Here is a 24,672-nt window from a genome sequence, read left to right as displayed (position 1 = left end):
CCGCCCGCCGCCTGTGGACAAGCCGGACGTTTTCGGACGGAAGTTGTCCACAGCCTCCCTGCAAGCGCTGTGACCTGCTACGACCGAGTGGGGTCGCTGGGACCGCCGGGTCCGCCGGTCCCGCGGTGGCGCTGTTCGCGCTTGACCTTCTCGGAGTGCACGTAGCCTTGCACTTCCTCGCCGTGGTACTCGGTGCGGTAGTAGGCGTCCGCGGCGTCGTCGCGTCCTTCCGTGAGGCCAGCGAGCATGGAGTTGTAGGCGTCCAGGTCGGCGTCGTTGTCGCGCTCGGCCTTGCGGTCGTACCGGGCGGCCTCCTTACGGTCCTGGCGCAGCCACTGCACCGCATGCGCCGTACTGACCAGCAACAGCGGGAGCTCGCTGAGGCCCCAGGCGATCGCGCCGCCGGTGTGCTGCTGCTCCATGAGATCCACGTCGAAGGGCAGTTGAAGCGACAGGTAGTAGGTCTCCGCCAGCGGCTGCGCCATCTGCATCATCGCGATGCCGAACCAGGCGTGGAAGGCCATCGACGCCAGCGTCATCAGCAGTTTCATGAACGGGCTGAGCTGGCGCGGCGCGGCGTCCACACCGATGACAACCCAGTAGAAGAGGTACCCGGAGATCAGGAAGTGGGTCATCATGAACAGGTGCCCGGCGTGATCGGACGCCAGATCGCTGAAGAGGTCCGACAGATACAGCGCGTAGAAACCGACCACGAACTGGAAGGACGCCACGATCGGGTTCGTCAGGAACCGCGAGACGGGGTTGTTGATGAAGACCACGAGCCATTCGCGGGGGCCCTGCAGGCCGTTGCGTCCGGCGGGCCGGAAAGCGCGCAGCAGGAGCGTCATCGGACCGCCGAGCACCCAGAACACCGGGATCAGCATGGTCAGCGCCATGTGCTGCAGCATGTGCGGGGCGAACATCGCCATGGAGTACATGCCGAGTCCGGAGCAGGTGACGAAGATCAGCACGAGGTTGCCGAGCGTCCACCACACCAGCCGACTGGTCTTCCACTCCACGCCGCGGCGACGCACCGTAATCCACGCCCACATGTAGACGGCCTGCAGCAGCAGGGCGACGGTGCCGAAGACCAGGTCGAAGCGCCAGTTGGTGAGCACCGCGACCAGGCTGAAGGGTTCGGAGACGTCGAAGCCCATGATCAGTTCGGCCGGGGTGATGTCGGCGACGGCCTCGACAGGCGGCGCAATACGGGTCAGCGACAACGCGACGCCGACGGTGGCGGCCATGACGAAGATCTCCACCAGCGCCAGACGCACGAACGGGCGCCGCCACCAGGCGGTGGCCTTCGCGCCGGACGCTTCGTCCGCCTCGAGCTGCGGCACCGTCCAGCGCCGGTGGGCGAAGCCGAGGAAAGCGAGGATGAGCGTGAGCACGGCCTTCGCCACGATCACGCGGCCGTAGTCGGTGGTAAACCACTCGGAGAATGACAGGCGGATACCCGCGTTGATCAGGCCGGACGCCGCGATGCCGATGATCGCGCACAACGCCACGAAGCTGTAGCGGCGGGTGATCTCGGCGAGGAAGGGTCCACGCCGTGCGGCGTGGGCGACCAGGGCCATCAGCCCGCCGATCCAAATCGCGGACAAGATGATGTGCCACAGCAGCGAGTTCACGCCGTAGTCGTGGTTGCCGCCGGCGGCCGAGTGCCCCTCAAGGGCGATAGGGATCAACGACGCCACGGAGAGAACGAAGAACACCGGCTGCCAGATCCACCGCCTGGTCAGCAGCGACAGGACGGCGACCGCGCCGGCGATACCGGCGATCCAGAGCATCGCCTTGGCCGTCGACACCTGCGCGATGGCGACGCCCCACATGTCGGGCTGCAGCGTATCCTTCAGCGGCTGGCCGGAGAGGTCCGACAGGTACAGCGGGACCAGCAGGAGGGCGCACAACGCCCAGCCGGCCATCGCCCACGTCGCCGTGCGCGACGCCCGGTAGCCGTCGAGGCCGAGGTAGCCGTCCTTCCCCGGTTGCGCGCCGAAGGCGCTCATGAGGAAGGAGCCGATGCCGAGGCACGCCAGGACGGTGCCCGTCCCCCGCACCCAGGGCACGCCCCAGGACGTGACGGGTCCGGGGTCGCTGATGCCGAGCGCCGCGCGCGACTGGCCGAGGAACGCGTCGCCGATGACGGCGGCGACGAGCCCGGCCATGACGGCGGCGATGACGTAGATGGCGACTGGCGAGCCGATCCGTCCGGCAGGACGGGAGGGGCGGGACGGACTTTGCGGATCCCCTGTGGAGGATCCGCTGACTGATTCGGTGGCGGTGGCCGCGTCGGACATGCACTGAACGTTACTAGCCGAGACCCCTGTACCCCGATTCCGCGCCCCGCTGCCGCTGTGCACTACGATGACTAGCGCAAGCCTCCGTAGCTCAGTGGATGAGAGCAACCGGTTTCTACCCGGTCGGTCGCGGGTTCGAATCCTGCCGGGGGCACGAAATAGGCCGCTCACCTGCACTGACGTGGGGTGGGCGGTTTTTCTTTTTGCTCGGGATGCCTTTACTTCAGTTTGGAAGACAGCTTGGAGTCGCTTGACGGGTCCACCCCGCCGCACACATTCAGGACAACCGAGCATCCTCCCGGACGAGGTCCGCCACAGCCGCGCGACGGCGTGCGTGCGGCCCGGTGCCATCACCCCCACACCTATAGGACTATCGCGTCCACTGACCTATTCCCCGCGGGCCGGCGATTGTCCCCCGACTAATCTCATCCACATAAGATTTTCACCCTTAGTAACCGAGATTAACGTACCATTACCGGCCTAATTGCACCCCCAAAAGGAGGTAGATAGTCGCTCCTACCTGCTACGATCCGGCATTACATGGTCTCGCGGGGAAAATTCCCCGTGGCACTACGCAAGGAAAGCACATCGACATATAGTGCTTTCTCAGACGACGTTTCATCTACCGCAAAATAGGAGCTCAGCATGTCTATTACCAAGAAACTCGCCTCTGTTGGCCTGGCGGCCTTGACCGTTGGCGGTCTCTCCGTGGCCGCATCCGGCACCGCCTCAGCCGCGACCTGCACGTACAGCCAGAACCGTGACGCGATCATCGACCTGGGCCTCGTCCACGCCGGCACCGCGACCGGCGACTGCGGCTGGCTGGCCCCCGGCCAGGGTCTCGAAGGCCACCGTGGCCAGCCGAATACGATCAGCTTGGGTAATCTCCGGCTGCCCGACGGTTCCTACCTCGTGGGCTTCGTCGACGATCCCACGGGCCTGTACCCCGTTACGGGCGGCGACGGCGGAAACTGGAACTGGTGACATCATGAAGACCTTGCGCCGAATTACATCGACGCTTGCTGCTGGTGTCATGGCGATCACCCTGACCGCGTGTACTGACGACGGAGACACCGATGCCGATGCAGACCCGGCACCGTTGACTACCTCCGAAATCACCTCCGCGCCGACCGGGGACAGCGCCGCAGCCGACGCCGAAGCCGACGAAGCAGGCCCAAACCCCACTCTTGAGGGTCGGGAGCCCGCGGGCGACGCCGACGACCAAAGCGACCAGGGCGAGAACGAGGCCAGCACCACCGCTAGCGAGGTCCCCATCACAACCGTCGGACATCTCGGCGTCTCCGACTACATAGTCTTCACGACACCTTCGAGGAACATCAAATGCTCGATCATGATGCCTGAGCAGGATGAATTGCGATGCGATATCGAGGAGTCTGACACCGGTGTTCGTTCCGTACTATTCAGCACCACTGAGAGGATCCCGAGAATCAATCGGACCGGCGACGCTGGAGCGTTTCGCGAGTTGGAGCGCCAGGGCGTGTCTGCACAGGTAATCGACTATGGAACAGCCGGGGCGACCGAGAACTTCCTTTGCGAGTCCGAGTACGAGGGATTGACCTGCAGGGTCAAGGGAACGACCAGCGCGTTCATCATCAGTCGCGAAGGTACAGGCACCACTAGGGTCTCGTAGACGCATCTATGAAACATGGCGGGATTAGGAAAGTTCATTGGCGGACGACGTCTTACGCACAACATTAACAACTCGGTCGCCTGCCCAATCCTCCTGATTCCAGAATCTCGAAATGGCGGACTCCCGACGGCGATTCGTAAGCCTGCCATAGGAGAAAGAGGAGCTACGTCTGTTGGTAGACCGCCTGCACCCGGTCAAACCTGCGGTGTGCGAGATCGTCATATCGGATGAGGAAGTACACGGACCCTTCGCCGAATTCCTCCGCCTGCCAGTTTGACAGGCTGAGCTGGAGGAGTAACCGCCAGTGGGACACCTCGTCATCAGGTTGCAGATCCATGACTATCCGGGGATCGTACTGTTCCGGCTGAGGGGCACCGAGGACCTGGTGGTGGCGCCATTCCGGAGTGATGAACACGCCGCATTCTCCCGCGAACTCACCGAACTCGTCCTCCCATCCATCACTGACGGGGCTCTCCATGAAAGCGTCCAGCACTGGATCATCCTGACCGGGAGGAGTCACACCACGGAACAGCGTCATCGGACGAGCCGGGGAATGGTAGCAGTCCGCTGGGTATCCGCCGCTTCCGCCGGTGCCGTGTTCCGCAGCCTCGGCCAGATCGTCCGGCATTGTCGCCGTACGCAACTGGTCGGCAGAAGTGTCGTCCCACAGGACGTGCGACGCACGGGCCGCGTCCCCATCCTCACCGAGTTCCACGTCGTAAAAAACGAGAATGCGTCCGCTGACGGGGAGATCAGCGGCCAACTCTCCCAGAGCATGTGCCTCCGCGCAGTCGATTTGACAAATGAACGCGTAGGGCAGTGCGCCTGATTCTGGCCGTGGCCATTCAATTCCCGCAGGAAGGGCAGGTTCTCCGCCCAGCCGGCTACCCCCAACCGCCGACGAACTATCCCGTTCCGCCGGGCGCAGTCCGATCCCAGGACGGAGGACTTTCATGGCCTCATCGAGGTGCTCTTCGGCGATGAATTCCGCGGCAGCATTGCGGGCTTGCTCCAGTGAGTCGAACATGCGCTTCGGGGTACAGGTGATGGAACGGTCACAGACCGAGGTAGCCAAGTGGGTGCGTGCCTCCGATGATGACCCTTAGTTGACGAAAGACCGGATAAGCGCGTCCTGAACAGGCCGTACTGTCGACAAACGCATCCCCCAGCGGCCTGCCCCATTGAGTTGAGCAGCCCCGACTCCTCGCGGGTCAGCCTCTATCCGGATACTCGTCCACGGGCTGCACTCGGCTTATGTGCACCTCCTATGGACTCGACCCCCTCAGCGCCTACGGGCTGGAGCCGCTCGACGAGCTTAAGATCAGGAACGCCCTGGGCGCGTTGGCAGAAGGAACAGGGGCGGCAACGCGAAGATCGCCGGGAAGAAGGCCGTGAACTTGAACCCGCTGATCACCGCAGATCTTAGCGGTCACCGGTAACTTAACCTGGGTTGGTGGCGGATTCACCTCGTCAACGAACCGGCACAGTTCTCCGCAATCAATGCCTGGGATGACAACTTCTTGCCGGCGAAGGGGCAGAAAGGGCCATTCCGACAGCGCCGGGACCGGCCCCGGCGACTTGATACGTCGAGAAGGGTCGGAAGTTCGCCCTGCCTGGTCGTGAATCGTTCAGTATAGCCTCGATCACCACGGCGCGGCATCGGGGCTACAAGGCGATGCCGACCTACCCGCTGGCGTCTCGGGATGCGGTGGAGCAGGCGGCGACAGCCAACCCACGTATGCCACCGGATCTCCCGCGGGAGCTCCACGATGACTGACTGGCCCCGTCACTCTCCGGAGACGCCGACCTGCTTGCGAAGGCATTATCGGCGTCTGTGCCACTGAGCCGGTCAATGGGGATCGTGCGCTGCGGGTGGCTCTCTCGTACAAGTCGCACGAAAAGGGCCACTAGGTTCGCATGTGCCGCAATAATGGACCGAATGTAGAGGATAAAAACCCCTGCGGAAGCAAAGATTCCTAGTGTATATTTACCGTATTGTTCCGCGGCCCAGCAGCGACGCCGCAGTAACACATGATTTCAGACATTATATAGCAGCGAGCTTACAGTGCGGAGCACAGCCATGATAAACCTATATCTTTCTTCAGGCGAGGTCGGCGAATGGTGGGCGAACCTAGAGGGTCGCGAAGTGGGCTTCTATGTCTCCCCGGTACTGATAATAATCTTTATCATTATACTAATGTACCTACGTAAACACAAAGATATAATGGATAATAGCCGTCCTATAATAAACGTCGGCGATATCACAAAAGGAGAATTCGAGGGTTCAGGCCAGCGAATCGAGCCGATCGACCCAAGGGAATCTAGCTACATTGACAGTACTAGATGGTCGGCGATCGAGCGGGGATTGATTGCGCGCGACGAATGGGAACAACTAGCGGTACTCTTACTGAATTCAGAACAGCCAGTACCAGATGCATCTCAAAGGACCAGGAGAGCCATTGAGATGAATCTCTGGCTTGGAAATGTGGACACCACAACCGTCCTGAAGAATGATAACTTCAAATGCGGAATCTGCGGTGAAAATATAGATCCTTACCTCCGTCACCCTGAACGAATGGCTGGCACGATCGACCACATCGTCCCCCTCAAAAAAGGCGGACATCATTGGTTCGGAAATGTGCAGGCGGCACACTATTCCTGCAATTCCAGAAAGCGAGACTCCGTAACTTCGGAAGACATTAATCGCTATAAGCAACGGTGTAAGTACTACGTCTTGCAGGCTCGAGAATAGCTTCTATTACCTACTACGCGGTAACACGAGCATGATTCGTCATTCTCACAATCACCCCTATTTCGCCCAGCCCCGACGGTGATGTCGGGGCCCTATGTAGGTTGCCAACTCTTCAACCGAAATCTCTCTACCTTGTGTGACTGATTGCCGATGGCGACGCTTTGAACATACGGACGTTGACGGTGCGCCCGAATGCTGGGGTGCACCACCTAAGGCCTCGGCGGCAGGGACTCGATTCTCGGGATCTTGGCTGCTGCAGACTCCGCTATTGGTCGCGGTGGCTGCTCCCGGAAGAACTCACCTCGGGTCAGCATCACAAGCAGGACGTTGCACCGAGGCCTGGCCAGGCACAACACCGCTTACGTTGTGCCGCTTACCCTCACCTCGCAGCTGGGCATAGTACGACCGAGATGCGTTGTGACAGTTCGTGCGACCCGCGCGGATCTGAAAAGCGGGTTCTTGAGCCTTTTATTGCCGGACCGGGCAGGGCACTCCCCACGGATTGACGTGCCGGACCGCCGTGTGCCCGGTGCAGTGCCGGCCAGGCGGCCCAGCGCCAGGGATGTCGGAACGGTCACCGGCCAATGTCCATTTCGAGAAGACCGGACAGGGCGGCCTGATGTACCTTCTCGGCTAAGCAGTCGAACGTAGCGTTCGATACGCAGGCCAACGGTTCCGGCGCGCGCCGCGTTCATGTCCGCCCCCTCCCCTATGATTGTTTTACCGATGCAACCAGAGGAGAGGTCCGACATGCACGCCACCACGAGGGTGAATCCTGCCGCACTGCCCGGAAGGCCACGACCATGATCCTGACCTGCATGTTCCTCTCAGCGCTGATCGCCGCTCTCGTCACCTGGTTGACGATGTGGCTCGTCCTCTCAATGGAGGAGAAGTCGAACGGAACGATCGAGGGGTTCGGAAGAAAACGCCGGGCCGTCCAACGGGCTGCTACGAAGCAGCTCGACGATTGCCGCCACGTCTGGGGACAATGGGAGACCATCCAGGAGGAGGCGACGCCGACGTTCACGGTCGTGCAGCAGCGCGAATGCGAACTGTGCAGGAAGCGAGCGCTGGACAGGGTCACACTGACCGTGTGACCCTCCCCCACCCTCGACGCTCTACTGCAGCGACGAGGTCGGCGTGGAGCCTTCCGCACCCAAGCCCGGGTTGGCCTCCAGGTAGTCGGCCTTGGCCTGCTCGGTCTGCGTGCGGGCATCGTCCTCGTTGAAGCCGAGGCCCTCGGCGATGACCGGCCAGGACTCGAACATGTCGTCCTGCCAGTAGGCCCACTGGTGCGTGCCCGTGGAGTGCAGGTTGTAGACGAGGTTGTTGGACTCCTCGGTGATGCCGGCCTGGTCGGTCGTCGACTTCAGCAGTTGGGTGCACACGTTGCTACCCGCCTCGATGGCAAAACCCTCGGTCATCGGCACGATCATGCCGATCCCGTTGCCGTTGAGGACGTCGCCGGACGTCACGTCGTGCTCACCGAGCAGCCCCGTGCCCGAGGAGACGTAGATGTTGTGCTGATCGGCCAGTTTGTCGGCGTTGACCAGGGCGTCGTTCTCGCGGGCGACGGTACCGTTCGGGTCGCCCCACATCTGCTCGAACGAGGCATTCCCGCGGTCCAGGATCAGCTGCGTGGCCGCGGAGAATCGTCCGGACGTCGCCGCACAGCCGGAGTAGGCGCCGACCGCGTCGTAGAAACCCGGGTACTTCTGCGCGTACACCAACGAGGTCGAGCCGGTCATGGACATGCCGATGATCGCCCGCTTGTCGTTGGCCTCCAGGTGCGACTCGATCGGCCCGGGGAGCTCCTGGGTCAAGAACGTCTCCCACATCTGCGTGCTGCCTTTACCGTTGCCGTCGGTGTCCAGCGTGTCGGTCGACTGCTGCCAGTCGGTGTAGTACGACATGCGCCCGGCCATCGGGATCACCACGTTCACATCGCTGGTGCGCTTGCCGTAGAAGTCCACGGCGGTGGTCTGCTTCAGCCAGTTCGCCGCGCCCTCGCCACCGTCGGCACCGTTGAGCAGGTAGACCGTGGGCGCATTCTCGCTCTTCGCCTTGATGGTCACCACCGGAATCTCCCGGCCGCCCATCGCCTTGGAGGTGACCTTGAGCTCCTCCATGCGCTCGAACCTCGCCCCGCCGTCGGCGTCGTAGACGTAGTCGCGCCAGCCGGCCTTCGACTCCTCGACGTAACCGTCGCCCTCCGCTTCCGAGCGCGAATCGAAACGGGTGACGATGTCCGCGGTGCCGCTGAACGTCGAGTTCGGGACGGCGGACGTCTGCCCCGAAGCGCTAGACTCGTCCGCGACCGCGGGGGACGCACCAAGGACGGACAGGGGCAGGACGGCGGCCACTGCTGCGGCGGCCACGCGCGTTCGAGCATTGCGGGGCATAAAGATCCTCAGGAAAAGTCAGGGTTGATTCCATGAAGATACTAACAGGTCTTATGTCGCGGAAAGGTGTCCCCTGCGCAACCACTGCGGGCGACGGAACAGCCACGCGAACCCGCACGACATCAACACCTTGTGCAGCGCCAAGCTCAACACCACCGCGATAACCCCGAGGATCAACGGCTGCAACGGAAGCCCCGGATCCGCCGGAAGCAGCAGGTTGAACACGAAAATGACCGTGGCCAGCACCATGATGTGCATCAGGAACACCGGCAGCGTCCGCGAGCCGACCTTGCTGAACGGCACGGTGATCCGCCACGACTCCATATAAGAGAACGCGCTGATCACCGCGATGATCCCCACCGAGGCCAGGAAGACCTTCAGCGGCCCATTGAGTCCGATGAGGAAGTGATCATTGGTGGCGTCTACCCACAGGGCCACCGCGGCGTAGAGGGCGGTGCATCCCCCGATAATCCACAACGAGCGCATCTGCGCCATGCGGTGGATCCACGGTGCTGCGTACATCCCCACCAGGTAAAAGACGTAAGTGTGGAGGATGTCATTCCACGGCCAGCCGAATTCCGCCATGGGGCTGAGCATGCTCACCGCACCCGCCACCGCGATCTGAATCAGCGGCGGAACCTTGCGCGTGAGCTTCGACAGCACCGCGAACAGCGCCAACGCGTACAGGAACCACAGGTAGGACGGCGGCCCCAGCACGGAGCGCCCGATGCCCTCCAGCATCGGCAGCCAGTTCTCCGGGTCCGCTGCCCGCGGGGCGGGAATGTCCCCGCTGTGCCCCACGTTGGTGTCGGGGATCAGCGACAGCCAAACTGCACGGATCGGCACCCAGAGGACGAACAGCCAGACCATGATCCACACTCGGCGATCGGCGAACTTCCGCCAGCTCTCCGACAACGCCTTCGCCGCAAAAAGGCCGGACAACAGGAAGAACAGCGGCATACGCACCGGGCCGATCAACATGTTGATGTGTTCCCAGGCACCGGTATCGTAGCCGTTGTTATTCAGGGTGATGATCGCGTGGCCGCTCACGACCAGCAGGATGCACAGGCCCTTGGCCGCGTCCACCCAGCCGACCCGGCCGATGCGTCCTCCCCCGCCGGACGCACCGAGCGTGCCGGACGCTCCGGCGGTGCCGGACGCGGCGCTCGCTGCGTCCTGCACGGCGGTTGCCGCCGCGCGGGCGCGGCCATCTGGCGAGCTCTGCCCTTCCGAGGACGGAGAAACTTCGTCGGAGGGCACTGTGATCCGCTCACTTTCTGCATAGCCTGGCATTCACTGCCTGACGCTACTATGCAGCGACCCCCACAGGGAAACGACCCGCGTGGGGGATTCGGTCAGCCGAACGTCAACCCGAATACCGGAACAGCCAGGGCAAACACGGTAATTGTGATGAGGAAGACGGCGACGACATTGAGCCAGATACCGCCCTTGAGCATGTCGCCGGCCTTGACGTAACCGGAACCGTAGGCGATCGCGTTCGGCGGCGTGGCCACCGGCAGCATGAACGCACAGGTGGCGGCCAGCGCCGTGGGAATCACGAGGATCAGGACATTGATCATGCCGTCGCCGGTCAGGCCGATGCCGACAGCGACGCCGCCCATGATCGGGATGAACGTGGCGGCGGTGGCCGTATTCGAGGTGAACTCTGTCAGCGCCAGGACGACGAAGGCGATGGCGGCGACCAGGAGCACGATCGGCAGCACCTCGAGGCCCTTGACCATCTCACCGATCCACAGTGACAGGCCGGACGCGGTGACCATCGACGATAGCGACAGGCCACCACCGAAGAGAATCAGGACGTCCCACGGCAGCGCCTTGGCGTGCTCCCAGTCCATGACGCGGGTACCGCGACCGTTGACCGGGACGATGAACATCACCACGGCGGCGGTCATGGCGATCGCAGCGTCGGCGATGGAGATGGACCACCACTCCACGTACTCGGCGAGCAGCGGAATCACGATCCAGGCGACGGCGGTGCACAGGAAGATGATGCCGGCGACGACCTCGGGGCGCGTGATCTTGCCCATGTCGTCGATCTCCTTGCGGATCAGTTCCTTGCCGCCGGGGATCTCCTTCATCTCGGGCTTGAACACGGTGATCAAGACCAGCCACGCCAGGACGATGAACACGATGGCCAGGGGAAGTCCGACCATCATCCAGCGTCCGAAACCGATCTCGATACCGTGCGTGGAGTTCATGTACGCCGCCATGAAGGCGTTCGGCGGAGTACCAATCAAGGTACCCAGCGAACCAATGGAGGCAGAGTAGGCGATCGCCAGCATCAGGGCCGTGGCGAACTTCTTCTGGTGATCCCAACCACCGACACGGTCGGCGGTCAGCGCCAGCACGGACACACCGATAGGAAGCATGACCACGGCAGTCGCTGTGTTCGAGACCCACATGGACATGAAACCGGTGGCGATCATGAAGCCAAGCACCAGCTGCTTGGGCTTGGTGCCCACCGCGTAGACGACCAGCAGTGCAAGTCGGCGATGCAGACCCCAGCGCTGGATGCCCAGGGCGAGGATGAACCCGCCCATGAAGAGGAAGATCGTCGGATCCGCATACGGCGCCGACACATCACCCATGGGCGCGACCTGCAGGATCGGGAATGCCACGAGAGGGACCATCGCAGTGGCCGCCAGGGGCAGAGCCCCGGTCATCCACCAGGCACCCATGAGCACCATCACCGCGGCGGTGATGGCCATGGCACTCAGCCCGAACGGGCCGTTCTCATTGTCGGGATGCGCCTCGTTCACCACGTCGGCGGCGTTCGACGGGAACAGGAAGTAGATAAGGACGGCCAGGACGACACCGACGCCCAGGCCGATAAACCGCTTGCGATTGGAGGTGCGTTCGGTCTCTGGGGAGTCGGTCTCTGTGGAGTCGGTGGGCCCAGAGGGCTCAGCGGACTCGGTGGGTTCAGGGCTCTCGGTGGCGACCGGGCCTGACGGCTGGTCGGGCTCTGACGGGTTAGCGTCCTCGCCAGCTTTGGCAGACATGTTGTGTCCTCTCTTGGGGCAGTGAACGTCAGCTACAGGGTAAACCTGGTAGTATCCCGCGGCTAATGATACGCGGGGCGGGGTTGATCGTGGGGGTAGTGACGTCCTCAAACGTCACCCCCACCCGCGTGCGCGACCCGCCTACCGTAGTCAATTGAGTCGGCCGCCACACAGTCGCCACCCCCGTTTCCCACACCGTGTCCAGCCCCCGCTTCCCCCGTCATTTCCAGCCCCCGCCCGCACGATGGCCCCCATGTAACCTGAGATGACGTCCCGTCCACTACATCTCAGGAGTCCCACCACCGTGTTCCGTCGTTCCCCCCGCCACCATTCGCTGCCGGCACCGGGGCCGGACCGTGTCGCCGTCGTCACCGGTGCCTCGTCCGGCATCGGGCAGGCGATCGCCCTGGAACTGGGACGTCGCGGACACAACCTCCTGCTCGTCGCACGCACGACCGGGCCGATGGAGCAGATCCGCGAGGAGCTCGCCGCGGCCCGTCCGGACGTGGCGGTCGAGATCCGCCCCTGCGACCTCGCCGACGCCGATGCCCGCGGCGTCCTGATTGAAGAGCTCGCCGGACGCGACGTCAACATCATCGTCAACTCCGCCGGCGTGGCCACTTTCGGCCAGTTCCGCACGCTCGAGCCGTCCTACGAGAAGGTGCAGTTCGAGCTCAACGCCACCGCGGTGTTCGACCTCACCGCCGCCGTCATCCCGCGCATGGTGGCCAGCGGGGACGCCGGCATCATCAACGTCGGGTCCGTCGCGGGCAACGCCGCGATCCCCAACAACGCCACCTACGTGGGGACCAAGGCCATGGTCAACACCTTCACCGAGGCGTTGCATTACGAGTTGAAGAAGACCGGTGTGCGCTGCACCCTGCTCGCACCCGGGCCGGTGCGCGAGGAGGTCAAGGAGGACGCCGAGCGTACGATCGTCGACCGGGCGACCCCCGACTTCGTGTGGACGACGTACCCGGACTGCGCGACCGAAACGCTGGACGCCCTGGCCGCCAACAAGTTGCGCGTGGTGCCCGGCGGGCTGTCGAAGGTCGCGAACGTGGTCTCCACCTACGTGCCCCGTCGCCTCACCGCACCGCTATTCGGCGCGGCGTACTCGCGCATGTCGCAGGACTAGAAGAACACAAGGCCAGAGGAACAAGGCCAGAGGAAAAGGACAAGACCGCAATGACACCGAACCAGATCGCTAAAAATGACCGGATCGTCTGGGCCGACTGCGAGATGACCGGGCTCGACCCGGACCACCACGTGCTCGTCGAGATCGCCGTGGTCGTCACCGACGCCGAGCTGAACGCACTGGACGAGGGCATCGACATCGTCATCCACGCCACCGATGAGGAACTCGCCGGCATGGACGACTTCGTCACCAAGATGCACGGCGATTCCGGGCTGACCGAACAGATCCGTCAGAGCCCGGTCAGCGTGGCCGACGCCGAGGCACAGGTCGTGGAGTACCTGAAGAAGTACGTGCCCATCGCCGGTGCCGCGCCGCTGGCCGGCAACTCGATCGCCAGCGATCGCAAGTTCATCTCCCGCTACATGCCTGATCTGGACGGCTTCCTGCACTACCGCATGATCGACGTCTCCTCGATCAAGGAGCTCGCCCGCCGCTGGTACCCGCGGGCCTACAGCAATCAGCCGGCCAAGGGCATGCAGCACCGCGCGCTGGCGGACATCCGTGAGTCCATTCGCGAGCTCGACTACTACCGTCGCGCACTGTTCGTCCCCTCCCCCGGCCCCACCAACGCTGAGGCGAAAAACGCCTCCGACGCAGCCACCGAGGCCCACCCCGTTTGACTCTGTGCACCCAGTTTGGCGCGCTTGCCGAGCGTGGTCTAGTATGAATCCCGCTGCAGCAACGACGCCGGGCCTGGTTGCCGTTGTGCATGCATGGTGGCTGTAGTTCAGCTGGTAGAGCACCAGGTTGTGATCCTGGGTGTCGCGGGTTCGAGTCCCGTCAGCCACCCCAAAGAGACACCCCGCATCGTCCCCGCTTCTTTTACGAAGCAGGACGGCGCGGGGTTTCTGTCTTCCGCAGCGGGCCGCTGCGCGCCGCTGGCCGCTGCTAGCCCTGGTGCACCAGTTGGATGAGGTTGCCACAGGTGTCGTCCAGCACGGCGGTGGTCACGTCCCCCATCTCCAGGGGCGGCTGGGTGAAGCGGACTCCGAGGGCCACGAGCCGGTCGTACTCGGCAGTCACGTCGTCCACGCTGAACTGCGTGTACGGAACGCCGTCGGTGTACAGCGCCTCCTTGAACGGTGCCGCGGCCGGGTGGCCGGACGGCTCGAGGAGCAGCTCGGTGCCCTCCGGGTCCTTCGGGGAGACCACGGTGAGCCACCGGTCGTCCGGCCCCTCACCGAGCGAGATGTCGTGCTTCTTCACGAATCCGAGCTTGTCGATGTAGAAAGCCTCGGCTTTGCGGGTGTCGTCGACGATCACGTTGGTCAGGGTGATCCGGATGCTGGGTGTGCTCATCGGCCCGAGACTACCCGCCGGCGGCAACCCGAGTATCTAGGAAAGCGTCTCGAAGCTGATCCCCGCCGCCGTGAGCCGGTCGATGAGGTTGTCCCCCATCGCCGCGGCGGTGGTCTGCTGCCCGGCGACGTCCGGGTTGTCGTCGAAGGCCAACGACAGGGCGGACTCCGCCAGCATCGTGGCCGTCTCGGTGTAGCCGGGGTCCCCACCACTTACCCGGGTGTGCACGGTGCGTCCAGCGGCGGTGCCCACCACGTCGACGGTAAACCAGGAACCGTCGCGACGTTCCTGCGACGGGCCCTCACCTGCAGTGAAGCGTCCGGCGACGGCGCGACGCAGGCGCGGCACCTGGATCGCCGCCACCCCCAGGACGAAGCCCAGGATCGACACGGGGACCGTCCTGAACCGCTTCGCCCCCGCGTTGTGGGTGTAGGTGAACTCCGGCCCGTACTCCTCGCGAGCCCGTGCGGATCGGACGACGACCTGACCGTCGATCGTGGGCAACGGGATCAGCCAGGTGTCCGTGACCCGGTCACGACGCGGCCGCCCCGTCCGCAGCCGGGACCGGCGCCCCGCCGGCTGGGACTCCACCGACTGGGACTCCACGCGCCGACGTTCGGACGCCGCCTGCGCCATGGGACGCAGCCGCGACATCTGCGTCAACGCCGAATGCAGGGTGCCGGCGGAGAACTCCGCATTGGTCCGCACCACCCCGCGGACCTCGGTCGGGACCCCCTGCGGCAGTTGCCGGACGGTGTAGAGCACCCCCAGGTCGTGGGGGACGGAGTCGAAACCGCAGGAATGCACGAGACGCGCACCGGTGGCACGCGCGGTGGCGTCGTTTTCCAGGAACATCCGGTCGACGAACTCCGGTTCGCCGGTCAGGTCGACGTAGTCCGTCCCCGCCTCGGCGCAGGCACTGACCAGCGCGGCCCCGTACTCGAGGTAGGGCCCCACGGTGCTGACCACGACCTTCGTCGACCGCGCGACATCGGTCAGAGAGGACGGGTCGGTGACGTCGGCGTGCAGCAGGCCGATCTCCCGGCCGCTGCCGGCGAGTCGGTCGCGCACCGCCTCGAGCCGGTCGCGGTTGCGTCCGGCGAGGCCCAGGCGTCCGCCCTCGGGCAGGTTCGCGGCGAGGTAGTCGGCGGTGAGCCCACCGGCGAACCCGGTGGCACCCAGCAGCACGACGTCGTACGTGCGTCCCGACGTCCTGTCTGCCATCGCGTCCTCGCCGTCCTTCTTACCTGCGGCCTTACTTGCGCCGCGGGAAGAACGAGCGCATGCCGTGGCGCTTCGCGACGGCCCGCAGGGCGGCCAGCCCGTCGCCGCCGATGGAGCGTCCGTCAGTAATACGGTCCATCTGCATCTGGTACCAGGCGGTGCCGACCAGCGACTCGGTCACGTCGTCGAGCGAGTTCAGGTGGGTCGTGAGGCGGGGCAGACGCACCCGCTCGCGGTTACCGTGAACAATGATCTCGTTGGCCAGTTCCGGGATCAACACCATGGGACGGGCCATGCCGATCAGGTCGCCCATGCCCTCATCGAGACCCTTCTCGACGTCGGCGGCGCACCGGAATCCGCCCGTGACCATCACCGGGGTATCGATGGCCTCATGGACACGACGGGCGTGATCGCCGAAGAAGATCTGCCCGGTAGCTCCGGTAGCGTCGAACTCATCGCCCTGCATGAGCGGTTCGACGTAGGTCCCACCGGAGATCTCGATGACGTCCACGCCGATCTCGGAGAGCTTCTTAGCGACCTCGAGGGACTCGTCCTCGGCGAAGCCGCCGGGGATACCGTCGGTGGCGTTGATCTTCACCGACACCGGGAAGCTCTCGCCGACCTGCTCACGCACCGCGCGGTAGACATCGAGCAGCACGCGCATACGTCCGTCCAGGTCACCGCCGTACTCGTCGGTACGCAGGTTGGATGCCGGGGACAGGAACTCGCTGATCAGGTTGCCGTGGCCAGCCTGGATCTGCACGCCGGTGAAGCCGGTCTCCCGGGCGATCAGGGCGGTGTAGCCGAAGCGCCACACCAGCATCTCGATGTCAGAGACCGTGAGCTCACGCGGTTCACCGAAGTAGCGGGCGATGCGCCCGGACATGGGCACGGCGCTGGGGGCGACGGGGAACTTGTTGATGCTGCGCGGCGACTGCCGTCCGGGATGGTCGATCTGCATCCACAGTTCCGTGTCATTCGCCGTGCCTGCCGTCGCCCAGGCACGCAGCTTCTCCAGGTGCCGGTCGTCGGTGACGACCACGCTGTCCGGGTCCGCGCGGTGCTCGCCATCAACCATCACGGCACCGGTGATCACCAGGCCGGCTCCCCCGTCCGCCCAACGGCGGTACAGGTCGAGGTGCTGGTTGGACGGGCCCCACGATGCGGTGGCCAGTCCCTCACCCGTCGATGCCTTGACGAGGCGGTTCTTCAGCGTGGTGCCGCACGGCAGGTCCAGGGGCGCGGCGACCGTTGTAGGGGGCACGATGACTCTCCAAAAGTTCAGGTTTCCCGGTGATGATCCGGGGTGTGTCGGTCAGGGACCGCTCAGCGGTCCGTCACCCGCAGACTGTACCCGCCGATAGCCGACGTTTTCTCATACCCCAGCGCACACCCCCTGTCGCACGCCCTATCACAGTGCCGCGGTGTCGAAGTACAGGTGTGCGTGCAAGGAGCACCCGGGGTTGAACGCCGCGGCGCAGGCCGGGCAGGACGATCCGCAGCCCAGGTACTCGTTCACCGTCATCCAGTGCCCGCACACCCGGCATAACACGGCACCCCCGTCATCGAAGAGTGCTTCTGGCCACGCCACGATGGGATGGTCCTCGTTCTCCTGGTGACAATGCAGGCACGGATAGGTCCTCCCGCAGCAGTGGAACCGGATCGCGATGACGTCCAGCGGAGTGCTCCAGTGGACGCAACCCACGCCGCCGATGAGTGCCTTCGGTTCGCCTGGGTCAGTCATGTCGGTCATGTCGGTCATGATCGCCGAGCCTAGCCACCTCTACTCCCCCGATGTCACCGTCCGATGTCAACTGAGTCATTGCTCATGCACGAAAATCGCCAGATTTCGCCCTGGGCAATGACTCAGCTGACATGCCCTCCTGTTCCGCCTCCTGCTCACCCTCCCCCGCCTCGTCCTGCACACGTCCGTAGTAGATGTCGCGGTCGATCTCGTCATCGGGGGCCGCGACGAGCATCGCCACGAAGGTGTCGCCGTTGACATTGAGGAAGGTGCGCAGGATGCCGGTGAACCAGTCCACCGCGATAAGCAGGCCCACCGCCTCCACCGGCAGGTCCAGCGAGGCGGCCAGGAACATCGCGACCACCGGGAAGCCGCCTGGCACGGTGATCGTGCCCATGTTCAACATGATCGACAGCGCAACACCGAGCACGATCTGCCCGAAGCTCAGCTCCACCCCGCCGGCCTGGGCGAGGAACAAGATCACGATCATGTAGTTGAGCACCGCACCGTAGGAGCCCATCGTCAGCCCGATGGACAGGGTGAAGTTCGCGACCCGCTTGCTCACCCCGACCTTCTCCACGGTGTTGCGCAGCACGGTCGGGAAAGTCACCGCCGAGCTGGTGGTCGTCACGGCGACCACGGTCTGCTCCACGAGTTTGCCGGGCAGCAGCCACACGTTCAGCCTGGTCCGCACCCAGATCACCAGCACGAACAGGACCATCAGGATCAGCACGCCGATCAGCGTGGCGACCAGGTACTTCACTGCCGAGGTGATCACGGAGACCCCCTGCTCACCGGTCAGCGCCGCTAGCAGGCAGAACACACCGATCGGGGCGATGAACATCACGTATTGAATCATCGTCAGCACCACGGCCTGGATGCCTTCGAAGATGCCGATCAGGGTGCGGTTTCCGGTCTGCGCCATGTAACGGTTCAGCGCGATGCCGAAGATCAGGGAGAACACGATGATCGGCAGCATGTCTGCCGTCGCCATCGCCTCCACGATATTGGTGGAGACGAAGCCGAGGAGGGTGTCCTGCCAGCTACTGGCCTGTTCGGCGCCCTCCTCCAGCGACGGATCGAGTTCGCCGGTGAAGACCATTCCGTCGCCGGGACGGATCAGGGTGCCGAGTCCCCATGCCAGGACAGCGGCGACGAAAGAAAAAGCGAGCATCCAGCCGAAGGTGCGCGCCGCCATGCGTCCGGTGCCTTTGCCGGTCATCGACCCGGTTGCCACAATGACGGATGCCATGACCAGCGGCACGATGGACATCTGGATCAGCCGGATGAACATGTCACCAAGGAACTGCAGGTTCGCCGCCCAGTCACCGACGATCAGGCCGAAGATCATGCCGGTGACGGCAGCGACGCCGATGTGCAGGGCGGGGTTGCGCAGGAGTGCGCGTTTTCTCATCGATGACATGTGGTCCGAATCTATTCTTCGCATGTTTCACGCGAATTCCGCCGAAGTTACGCCGGAGGTTAACCCGCTAGAGTGGCGGGATGGACACCTCGGACATCCTCGCCGACCTCGCCGACATCGGTCGCGGCATGCTGACGTCCGGTGCCCCGCTGCTCCTGCTCTGCGCGCTACTGCTGGTGGCGGTGCACCTGGTCGAACGGCGCAGGACGACACCGCGGCAGGACGCCCCGCTGGGGAACGTCCTCGCCGCGCTCGCCGGCGGCGTCACCGGTGTGGTGCTCTGGCTGGTGTGGTTCACGCTGGGCCTCCCGGGGGATCTGGAATTGTTGATGTACGTCGGCGCGGCAGCGTCCTCCTTCGGTGCGTTGGTCTGGTTGTCGTGGAGGACGCGATGGCGGTGGACCGGGCCGTTCACCGTCGCGTTGGCCGGGCTGACGGGGTTCGCCACGGCGATGGCGGTGGCTTCCGGAACCAACGACATCACCGGCCTGTGGGTGGTGGGTTACCTGGTGACGACCGTGCTCGGTGTGTGCTTCCTTGCCGTGGTCACGCTGGGTGTGGTGGTGGTGCGGGAGAACTGAGCCGGCGGCGGTGTTCGAACGCTGGCGTTGATTGCTGACGTTCATGTCCGTGCCGTGTTCTAGGGTGGGGCCCATGCCGAGCAACCCCTATGACGACCGTCTCTTCGTCCGCGCCACCGAGATCCTGCGGGAGCTGACAGGACGCCCGGACGCCGCGTTCCGCGACGGCCAGTTCGACGCCATCGCCGCGCTGGTCAATGACCACAAACGCGTCCTGGTCGTGCAGCGCACCGGTTGGGGCAAGTCGGCGGTGTACTTCGTCGCCGCCCGCCTCATCCGCGAAGGTTTCGGCAGTTCAGGTGGCCCCACGTTGATCATCTCCCCCTTGCTGGCGTTGATGCGCGACCAGGTCGCTGCCGCCGAGCGTGCGGGCGTGCACGCGGCCACGATCAACTCGGCGAACGCCACGGAGTGGGACGCGGTGCTCGACAGCCTCACCGCCGGTGAGCTGGACGTGCTGCTGATCTCCCCGGAGCGCCTGACCAACCCGAAATTCCGTACCAACGTGTTGGACGTCCTGCTCGATCCGTCGCGCACGGGTGTGGGGATGATCGTGGTGGACGAGGCGCACTGTATTTCCGACTGGGGGCACGACTTCCGCCCGGACTACCGCAGGATCGGGTCCTTGTTGGACGGGCTACCCGCCGACCTTCCAGTGCTGGCAACCACGGCGACGGCGAATTCGCGGGTGGTCACCGATGTCGCAGCCCAGCTCGGCGAGGACACCATGGTCGTCCGCGGGGCGTTGTCCCGCGACTCACTGCGCCTGGGCGTGGCGCCGACGGCGACGGCGGAGCACCGTATCGGCTGGTTGGCCCAGCATCTCGGGGATTTCCAGGGTGCCGGCATCATCTACGCGTTGACCGTCTCGGCGGCAGAGGACACGACCCGCGCACTGGCCGAGGCGGGCTGGAACGTGGCGTCCTACACAGGCCGGACGGACGCCGAGGACCGCGCCCGCCTGGAGCAGTCGTTGAAGGACAATGAGATCAAGGCGCTGGTCGCCACCAGTGCGCTGGGCATGGGGTTCGACAAACCCGACCTCGGCTTCGTGGTGCACCTGGGCGCCCCGAGCTCCGCGGTGGCGTACTACCAGCAGGTCGGACGTGCCGGCCGTGCCACGGACAACGCCGACGTCCTGCTGTTGCCCGGCGGCGAGGACCCGAACATCTGGGAGTACTTCGCCACCGCCTCAATGCCGGACGAGCAGGAAGCGCAGGCCGTCCTCGCGGCGTTGTCGGACGCGGCAGGCTCGGGGTCGGCGCTGTCCGTGCCTGCCCTGGAGCCGATGGTCGGGGTGAAGCGTTCCCGGCTGGATCTCCTGCTCAAGACCCTGCAGGTCGACGGCGCGGTCGACCGGGTGCAGGGTGGCTTCGTCGCCACGGGCGCACCCTGGACGTACGACGCCGAGCGCTACGCCGCGGTCGCGCAGGCCCGCCGCCGCGAGGCCGAGGCGATGTTGGAGTACGAGTCCGGCACCATGTGCCGGATGCGCTTCCTCTCCGAGACGCTGGACGACCCGGAGGCCCACGACTGCGGGCGGTGCGATGTGTGCGCCGGGCAGTGGTGGGACAGCGTGGTCAGCGAGGACAACGCCTCCGGAGCCCGGCGGATCCTGTCCGGACTCGGCCTGCCGGTTGAACCGCGCGGCCAGTGGCCGTCGGGCATGGCCACGATCGGGGTGCCGCTGAAGGGGAAGATTCCCGCCGAGGAGAAAGTCTCGGCCGGACGCGCCGTCGCCAGGTTCACCGACCTGGGTGCCGGTCAGGTGCTGCGTGGCTTCCTCGCCGAGGGCGCGGAGGACTCCCCCGTGCCGAAGAACATCGCCGACTGGTGCATCACTGTCCTCAAGGAATGGGACTGGGAGGAGCGTCCCACGGTCGTCGTCGGCATGCCGAGCGTGACCCGTCCAACGACGAGTGCGGACCTGGCACGCGGACTCGCGCAGATCGGCCGGATGACCGATGCCGGCCAGCTGGACTACACCCGCGACCCCGGCTCGCCGGATGTCAACAGCGCCTACCGGGTGCAGAACCTCCACGAGGCCTTCCGGGTGGACCCTGCCACCGCCGAGGCGGTCGCCGGCCAGGTCGTCCTACTCGTCGACACCGAGATCGGTTCCCGGTGGGCGGTGACCATGGCCGGCCGTGAGCTGCGTCGTGCCGGCGCTCGTGCGGTGCTCCCCTTCGCCCTGGCGCTGCGGGGCTGACCGGGCGGATCCGCGCGTAGGCTGGTGCCCGGAAAAATCCCAGGGAGAAAAGGTGTCAGCAGATGCACGGAGAATACAAGGTCCTCGGCGGCAAACTCATCGTCGTCGACCTCGAGGTCACGGGTGGCTCCCCCGGCACGTTGTCGGGCGTGCGCATCGCCGGTGACTTCTTCCTCGAGCCGGACGAGGCCCTCGACCGAATGACCGAAGCACTCGAGGGTGCGCCGGCCGATCTGAATGCCGCGCAGATCTCGGAGCGGGTCCAGGCGTCACTGCGTGAGGACGACGTCCTGTTCGGCATCACCGCCGACGGCGTCGGCGTGGCGGTGCGGCGCGCCCTCGGCCATGCGGTGAGCTGGGAGGATCTCGACTTCGATGTCATCCACGGCCCCAGTGTGGACCCGATGGTGAACATTGCATTGGATGAGACGCTCACCGACGAGGTCGCCGCCGGACGGCGCAAACCGTTCATGCGGCTGTGGGAGTGGAATGCCCCGCAGGTGGTCATCGGTTCCTTCCAGTCCTACTCCAATGAGATCAACCAGGAGGGTGCGGCCCGTCACGGGATCACCGTGTCGCGTCGTGTCACCGGCGGTGGGGCCATGTTCATGGAGCCCGGCAACTGTGTGACCTACTCCCTGGTGGTGCCGCAGGCCCTGGTGGACGGGCTTAGTTTCGCCCAGTCCTACCCGTTCCTCGACGAGTGGACGATGGAGGCGTTGGAGAAGGTCGGCATCCGGGCCCGCTACGTGCCGTTGAATGACATCGCCTCGGAGCAGGGCAAGATCGGCGGTGCGGCGCAGAAGCGTTTCAGCAACGGCTGGATGGTCCATCACGTGACGATGTCCTATGACATCGACGCGGAGAAGATGATGGAGGTCCTGCGCATCGGCAAGGAGAAGATGAAAGACAAAGGCCAGCGCTCTGCGGTGAAGCGCGTCGACCCGATGCGCTCGCAGACGCAGATGCCGCGCTCGGAGATCCTGGATGTGTTCTTCAAACACTTCAAGGACAAGTACGGCGCCACCGAAGGGTCGATCTCCGAGGCTGACCTTGATGTCGCCCGGGCACGGTGCGAGGAGAAGTTCTCCACCGAGGAGTGGACCCACCGGTTGCCCTGAGGCTCCCATCCCGTGACGAAGCGGGGTCGGTTTCCCTGACTTTCTCGGGAAACCGACCCCGCTTTCGTGTGCGCCCGGGCGAGCCAGTGGGCGCTACCGTCGAACTAGCGGGCGCTGACCTGTCCGAAGCGCGAGGCGACCGGTGCGAGCACCAGCGGACGGGTGGCGAACAGGATGCCGATGGTGAGCAGCACGCCGCCGAGCATCCAGAAGAATCCGCCCCAGCCGTCGACCGGGGTGCCGGCGAACATGTGGTTCAGGTTCTTGGTCATGCCGGTGGCGAACACCAGGAAGACGTGGGCGACGATGAACAGGACGAAGAAGAGCATCGTCGGGAAGTGGATCTTGCGTGCCACCGGGGCGGGGTAGATCTTGTTGAGCTTGGTGGCGTTCTTCGGCCACCATTCGCTCATACGCAGACCGGAGATGATCGCCAGCGGGGCGGCGATGAACACGACCAGGAAGTACATGATCTGCTGCAGGCTGTTGTAGTTGACCCATCCGTTCTCCGCGGGCCACTGCATCGAGGCGTACTGCAGCATCGACGACAGCGCGTTGGGGAAGACCTCCCAGCTGGTGGGAACGATCCTGGCCCAGTGGCCGGAGACGAACAGCATGACGATGAACGCCAGTCCGTTGACCATCCACAGAACGTCGAGGGAGGTGTGCAGCCACAGGTGGATGCTGATCTTCTTGCCACCCTTCTTCGGCTGCCAGACCGCCGGCGGCTTCTGCTGCTGACGCACGCGCAGGCCGGACTGGATGATCATCGCCATGAAGAAGAAGTTCAGGAAGTGGCTCCAGCGGGCCCAGGCCGGGAATCCGTCATCGACGAAGTCGGGCAGGTCGTACTCACCGTCGTAGCGCACCATCCAGCTGGAGACGGCATCGAGCCCGGTGAACCAGCGGGCGCCGAGAATGACCACGGCGGCCAGGACGGCGGCGCCGGCCAGGCCGATGCCGGCGAGCTTGCCCCACTGTCCGAGGGACTTCTCGCCGATCATGACCGGCTCGCGCTTCTTCTTCGGCTTCTCCTTGGTCGCGGTCCCACCAGCCTTCGGCTTGGCAGCGGCCGCACCCGGGGTCGCCGGAGCACCAGGGGCACCGGGGCTTGCCGGAGCGCCGGGAGCACCCGGGGATGCCGGGGCACCAGGAGCACCAGGCGCGGCCGGAGCAGACGGGGCACCGGGAGCACCAGGGGCCGACGGGGCACCCGGAGCACCAGGGGCCGACGGTGCACCAGGGGCACCGGGAGCACCAGGAGCGCCGGGTGCTGAGGGAGCGCCCGGGGCACCGGGAGCACCAGGTGCGCCGGGAGCGCCCGGGGCACCAGGAGCCGAAGGAGCAGCAGGTGCGCCGGGAGCGCCAGGAGCGCCGGGGGCACCGGGAGCGGCCGGAGCCGACGGAGCAGCCGGAGCACCAGGCGCGGCAGGCGCGGCCGGAGCCGAAGGATCACTGGGAGCAGAAGCCGGGGCCGACGGGGCCGACGGAGCAGCAGGAGCACTAGGCGCACCCGGAGCACCCGGAGCACCCGGCGCGGAGAGCTTCATCGGGGCACCGGGGGCGGCCGGAGCCTCCGTCACCTCCGAAGCGTCCTCCGCAGCAGGGGCCTCAGGGGCCTCGGGCGCTGCAGGGGCGGACGGCGCCTCAGCCGCAGCAGTGGTCTCCGGCTCAGCGGGAGTAGCCGGAGCGGCGGGCGATGCCGGGGCCGACGGCACGGAAGGCGCACCGGGGGCCTGGGC

The 24,672-nt window shown here is 65.1% G+C and carries 21 protein-coding genes, 2 tRNA genes and 1 pseudogene; 12 read left to right on the top strand and 12 right to left on the bottom strand.

The genetic code is table 11. The features are described from left to right. Window positions 1-77 precede the first annotated feature (77 nt). Window positions 78-2,303 carry a cytochrome c oxidase assembly protein gene (locus ACT3SZ_RS07120; protein WP_444617804.1) on the bottom strand — a complete coding sequence of 742 codons (2,226 nt, stop codon included), beginning with the start codon at window positions 2,301-2,303 and terminating at the stop codon, window positions 78-80. Window positions 2,304-2,383: 80 nt separating this feature from the next. Here ACT3SZ_RS07120 and ACT3SZ_RS07115 point away from each other — a divergent pair. The 3 genes from ACT3SZ_RS07115 to ACT3SZ_RS07105 all read left to right on the top strand — a co-directional run bounded on the left by ACT3SZ_RS07115 (window position 2,384) and on the right by ACT3SZ_RS07105 (window position 3,954). Then, window positions 2,384-2,457 (top strand) — tRNA-Arg (locus ACT3SZ_RS07115). Window positions 2,458-2,948: 491 nt separating this feature from the next. Continuing rightward, window positions 2,949-3,287, top strand: a complete 339-nt coding sequence (locus ACT3SZ_RS07110; RefSeq protein ID WP_444617802.1) for a hypothetical protein — start codon at window positions 2,949-2,951, stop codon at window positions 3,285-3,287. Window positions 3,288-3,336: 49 nt separating this feature from the next. After that, entirely contained in the window at window positions 3,337-3,954 is a 618-nt protein-coding gene (locus ACT3SZ_RS07105; RefSeq protein ID WP_444617801.1) for a hypothetical protein, read from the top strand. Window positions 3,955-4,117: 163 nt separating this feature from the next. Here the strand turns inward: ACT3SZ_RS07105 and ACT3SZ_RS07100 are convergent, their stop codons facing one another. Further along, on the bottom strand, window positions 4,118-4,981 hold the full coding sequence (locus ACT3SZ_RS07100) for a DUF1963 domain-containing protein (protein WP_444617800.1): 864 nt from the start codon (window positions 4,979-4,981) through the stop codon (window positions 4,118-4,120). 1,053 nt (window positions 4,982-6,034) lie between these two features. On the opposite strand from ACT3SZ_RS07100, the gene ACT3SZ_RS07095 reads away from it, so the two are divergent. Beyond that, on the top strand, window positions 6,035-6,706 hold the full coding sequence (locus ACT3SZ_RS07095; RefSeq protein ID WP_444617798.1) for an HNH endonuclease: 672 nt from the start codon (window positions 6,035-6,037) through the stop codon (window positions 6,704-6,706). Window positions 6,707-6,915: 209 nt separating this feature from the next. Here ACT3SZ_RS07095 and ACT3SZ_RS07090 read toward each other — a convergent pair. Continuing rightward, window positions 6,916-7,275 (bottom strand): annotated as a pseudogene (locus ACT3SZ_RS07090) (transposase); the annotation flags it as partial. Window positions 7,276-7,524: 249 nt separating this feature from the next. Here ACT3SZ_RS07090 and ACT3SZ_RS07085 point away from each other — a divergent pair. Beyond that, window positions 7,525-7,803 carry a hypothetical protein gene (locus ACT3SZ_RS07085; RefSeq protein WP_444617797.1) on the top strand — a complete coding sequence of 93 codons (279 nt, stop codon included), beginning with the start codon at window positions 7,525-7,527 and terminating at the stop codon, window positions 7,801-7,803. A gap of 21 nt (window positions 7,804-7,824) precedes the next feature. Here ACT3SZ_RS07085 and ACT3SZ_RS07080 read toward each other — a convergent pair whose 3' ends face one another. The 3 genes from ACT3SZ_RS07080 to ACT3SZ_RS07070 form a co-directional block, all read right to left on the bottom strand. Next, entirely contained in the window at window positions 7,825-9,108 is a 1,284-nt protein-coding gene (locus tag ACT3SZ_RS07080) for an alpha/beta hydrolase (RefSeq protein ID WP_444617796.1), read from the bottom strand. Window positions 9,109-9,159: 51 nt separating this feature from the next. Further along, window positions 9,160-10,368 (bottom strand): acyltransferase family protein, encoded by a 1,209-nt coding sequence (locus ACT3SZ_RS07075; protein ID WP_444617795.1) that lies wholly within the window; start codon window positions 10,366-10,368, stop codon window positions 9,160-9,162. A 95-nt stretch (window positions 10,369-10,463) separates the two neighbouring features. Beyond that, a complete protein-coding gene (locus ACT3SZ_RS07070) occupies window positions 10,464-12,131 on the bottom strand; it encodes an SLC13 family permease (RefSeq protein ID WP_444617794.1) in 1,668 nt (555 codons plus the stop codon). Window positions 12,132-12,435: 304 nt separating this feature from the next. Here ACT3SZ_RS07070 and cmrA point away from each other — a divergent pair, with 304 nt between their 5' ends. The 3 genes from cmrA to ACT3SZ_RS07055 all read left to right on the top strand — a co-directional run bounded on the left by cmrA (window position 12,436) and on the right by ACT3SZ_RS07055 (window position 14,121). Beyond that, window positions 12,436-13,269 carry a mycolate reductase gene (cmrA, locus tag ACT3SZ_RS07065; RefSeq protein ID WP_444617793.1) on the top strand — a complete coding sequence of 278 codons (834 nt, stop codon included), beginning with the start codon at window positions 12,436-12,438 and terminating at the stop codon, window positions 13,267-13,269. A 50-nt stretch (window positions 13,270-13,319) separates the two neighbouring features. Further along, a complete protein-coding gene (gene orn, locus ACT3SZ_RS07060) occupies window positions 13,320-13,949 on the top strand; it encodes an oligoribonuclease (protein WP_444617792.1) in 630 nt (209 codons plus the stop codon). A gap of 96 nt (window positions 13,950-14,045) precedes the next feature. Beyond that, window positions 14,046-14,121: transfer RNA gene (locus ACT3SZ_RS07055), tRNA-His, on the top strand. A 96-nt stretch (window positions 14,122-14,217) separates the two neighbouring features. Here the strand turns inward: ACT3SZ_RS07055 and ACT3SZ_RS07050 are convergent. The 5 genes from ACT3SZ_RS07050 to ACT3SZ_RS07030 all read right to left on the bottom strand — a co-directional run bounded on the left by ACT3SZ_RS07050 (window position 14,218) and on the right by ACT3SZ_RS07030 (window position 19,019). Continuing rightward, window positions 14,218-14,613 (bottom strand): VOC family protein, encoded by a 396-nt coding sequence (locus tag ACT3SZ_RS07050; protein ID WP_444618060.1) that lies wholly within the window; start codon window positions 14,611-14,613, stop codon window positions 14,218-14,220. A 51-nt stretch (window positions 14,614-14,664) separates the two neighbouring features. Then, the gene (locus tag ACT3SZ_RS07045; protein ID WP_444617791.1) at window positions 14,665-15,852 is read right to left on the bottom strand and encodes a saccharopine dehydrogenase family protein; all 1,188 of its coding nucleotides are present in this window, start codon (window positions 15,850-15,852) and stop codon (window positions 14,665-14,667) included. Between the two features lie 31 nt (window positions 15,853-15,883). Then, window positions 15,884-17,116, bottom strand: coding sequence for an oxidoreductase (locus ACT3SZ_RS07040; protein ID WP_444617790.1), 1,233 nt, complete (start codon window positions 17,114-17,116; stop codon window positions 15,884-15,886). A 147-nt stretch (window positions 17,117-17,263) separates the two neighbouring features. Then, window positions 17,264-17,614, bottom strand: coding sequence for a CHY zinc finger protein (locus tag ACT3SZ_RS07035; RefSeq protein WP_444617789.1), 351 nt, complete (start codon window positions 17,612-17,614; stop codon window positions 17,264-17,266). Between the two features lie 64 nt (window positions 17,615-17,678). Then, window positions 17,679-19,019: a dicarboxylate/amino acid:cation symporter gene (locus tag ACT3SZ_RS07030; RefSeq protein ID WP_444617788.1), complete on the bottom strand. Its 1,341-nt coding sequence runs from the start codon at window positions 19,017-19,019 to the stop codon at window positions 17,679-17,681. Window positions 19,020-19,099: 80 nt separating this feature from the next. On the opposite strand from ACT3SZ_RS07030, the gene ACT3SZ_RS07025 reads away from it, so the two are divergent. The 3 genes from ACT3SZ_RS07025 (at window position 19,100) to ACT3SZ_RS07015 (ending at window position 22,930) form a co-directional block, all read left to right on the top strand. Then, entirely contained in the window at window positions 19,100-19,600 is a 501-nt protein-coding gene (locus ACT3SZ_RS07025) for a hypothetical protein (RefSeq protein ID WP_444617787.1), read from the top strand. Window positions 19,601-19,673: 73 nt separating this feature from the next. Beyond that, window positions 19,674-21,809 (top strand): RecQ family ATP-dependent DNA helicase, encoded by a 2,136-nt coding sequence (locus ACT3SZ_RS07020; RefSeq protein WP_444617785.1) that lies wholly within the window; start codon window positions 19,674-19,676, stop codon window positions 21,807-21,809. Between the two features lie 62 nt (window positions 21,810-21,871). Further along, a complete protein-coding gene (locus tag ACT3SZ_RS07015; protein WP_444617783.1) occupies window positions 21,872-22,930 on the top strand; it encodes a lipoate--protein ligase family protein in 1,059 nt (352 codons plus the stop codon). A 104-nt stretch (window positions 22,931-23,034) separates the two neighbouring features. On the opposite strand, the gene ACT3SZ_RS07010 is transcribed toward ACT3SZ_RS07015, so the two are convergent. Continuing rightward, window positions 23,035-23,934, bottom strand: coding sequence for a cytochrome b/b6 domain-containing protein (locus tag ACT3SZ_RS07010; protein WP_444617781.1), 900 nt, complete (start codon window positions 23,932-23,934; stop codon window positions 23,035-23,037). Window positions 23,935-24,068: 134 nt separating this feature from the next. Between ACT3SZ_RS07010 and ACT3SZ_RS07005 the strand changes: the two genes are divergently transcribed. Next, the gene (locus tag ACT3SZ_RS07005) at window positions 24,069-24,437 is read left to right on the top strand and encodes a hypothetical protein (protein WP_444617779.1); all 369 of its coding nucleotides are present in this window, start codon (window positions 24,069-24,071) and stop codon (window positions 24,435-24,437) included. Window positions 24,438-24,672 lie beyond the last annotated feature (235 nt).

It is taken from the genome of Corynebacterium sp. AOP40-9SA-29 (assembly GCF_052377405.1).
Classification (GTDB): domain Bacteria; phylum Actinomycetota; class Actinomycetes; order Mycobacteriales; family Mycobacteriaceae; genus Corynebacterium.
This window is presented reverse-complemented; position numbering and strand designations above follow the sequence as displayed.

Excerpts from the sequence above, each read along its gene's own strand:
- ACT3SZ_RS07005 (WP_444617779.1), top strand. The coding sequence starts at position 24,069 with ATGCCGGGGCACCAGGAGCACCAGGCGCGGCCGGAGCAGACGGGGCAC.
- ACT3SZ_RS07085 (WP_444617797.1), top strand. The coding sequence starts at position 7,525 with ATGTTCCTCTCAGCGCTGATCGCCGCTCTCGTCACCTGGTTGACGATG.
- ACT3SZ_RS07020 (WP_444617785.1), top strand. The coding sequence starts at position 19,674 with ATGCCGAGCAACCCCTATGACGACCGTCTCTTCGTCCGCGCCACCGAG.
- ACT3SZ_RS07025 (WP_444617787.1), top strand. The coding sequence starts at position 19,100 with ATGGACACCTCGGACATCCTCGCCGACCTCGCCGACATCGGTCGCGGC.
- ACT3SZ_RS07015 (WP_444617783.1), top strand. The coding sequence starts at position 21,872 with ATGCACGGAGAATACAAGGTCCTCGGCGGCAAACTCATCGTCGTCGAC.
- ACT3SZ_RS07045 (WP_444617791.1), bottom strand. The coding sequence starts at position 15,852 with ATGGCAGACAGGACGTCGGGACGCACGTACGACGTCGTGCTGCTGGGT.
- orn (WP_444617792.1), top strand. The coding sequence starts at position 13,320 with ATGACACCGAACCAGATCGCTAAAAATGACCGGATCGTCTGGGCCGAC.
- ACT3SZ_RS07105 (WP_444617801.1), top strand. The coding sequence starts at position 3,337 with ATGGCGATCACCCTGACCGCGTGTACTGACGACGGAGACACCGATGCC.
- ACT3SZ_RS07030 (WP_444617788.1), bottom strand. The coding sequence starts at position 19,019 with ATGTCATCGATGAGAAAACGCGCACTCCTGCGCAACCCCGCCCTGCAC.
- ACT3SZ_RS07070 (WP_444617794.1), bottom strand. The coding sequence starts at position 12,131 with ATGTCTGCCAAAGCTGGCGAGGACGCTAACCCGTCAGAGCCCGACCAG.
- ACT3SZ_RS07110 (WP_444617802.1), top strand. The coding sequence starts at position 2,949 with ATGTCTATTACCAAGAAACTCGCCTCTGTTGGCCTGGCGGCCTTGACC.
- ACT3SZ_RS07095 (WP_444617798.1), top strand. The coding sequence starts at position 6,035 with ATGATAAACCTATATCTTTCTTCAGGCGAGGTCGGCGAATGGTGGGCG.
- ACT3SZ_RS07035 (WP_444617789.1), bottom strand. The coding sequence starts at position 17,614 with ATGACCGACATGACCGACATGACTGACCCAGGCGAACCGAAGGCACTC.
- ACT3SZ_RS07080 (WP_444617796.1), bottom strand. The coding sequence starts at position 9,108 with ATGCCCCGCAATGCTCGAACGCGCGTGGCCGCCGCAGCAGTGGCCGCC.
- ACT3SZ_RS07120 (WP_444617804.1), bottom strand. The coding sequence starts at position 2,303 with ATGTCCGACGCGGCCACCGCCACCGAATCAGTCAGCGGATCCTCCACA.
- ACT3SZ_RS07010 (WP_444617781.1), bottom strand. The coding sequence starts at position 23,934 with ATGATCGGCGAGAAGTCCCTCGGACAGTGGGGCAAGCTCGCCGGCATC.
- ACT3SZ_RS07100 (WP_444617800.1), bottom strand. The coding sequence starts at position 4,981 with ATGTTCGACTCACTGGAGCAAGCCCGCAATGCTGCCGCGGAATTCATC.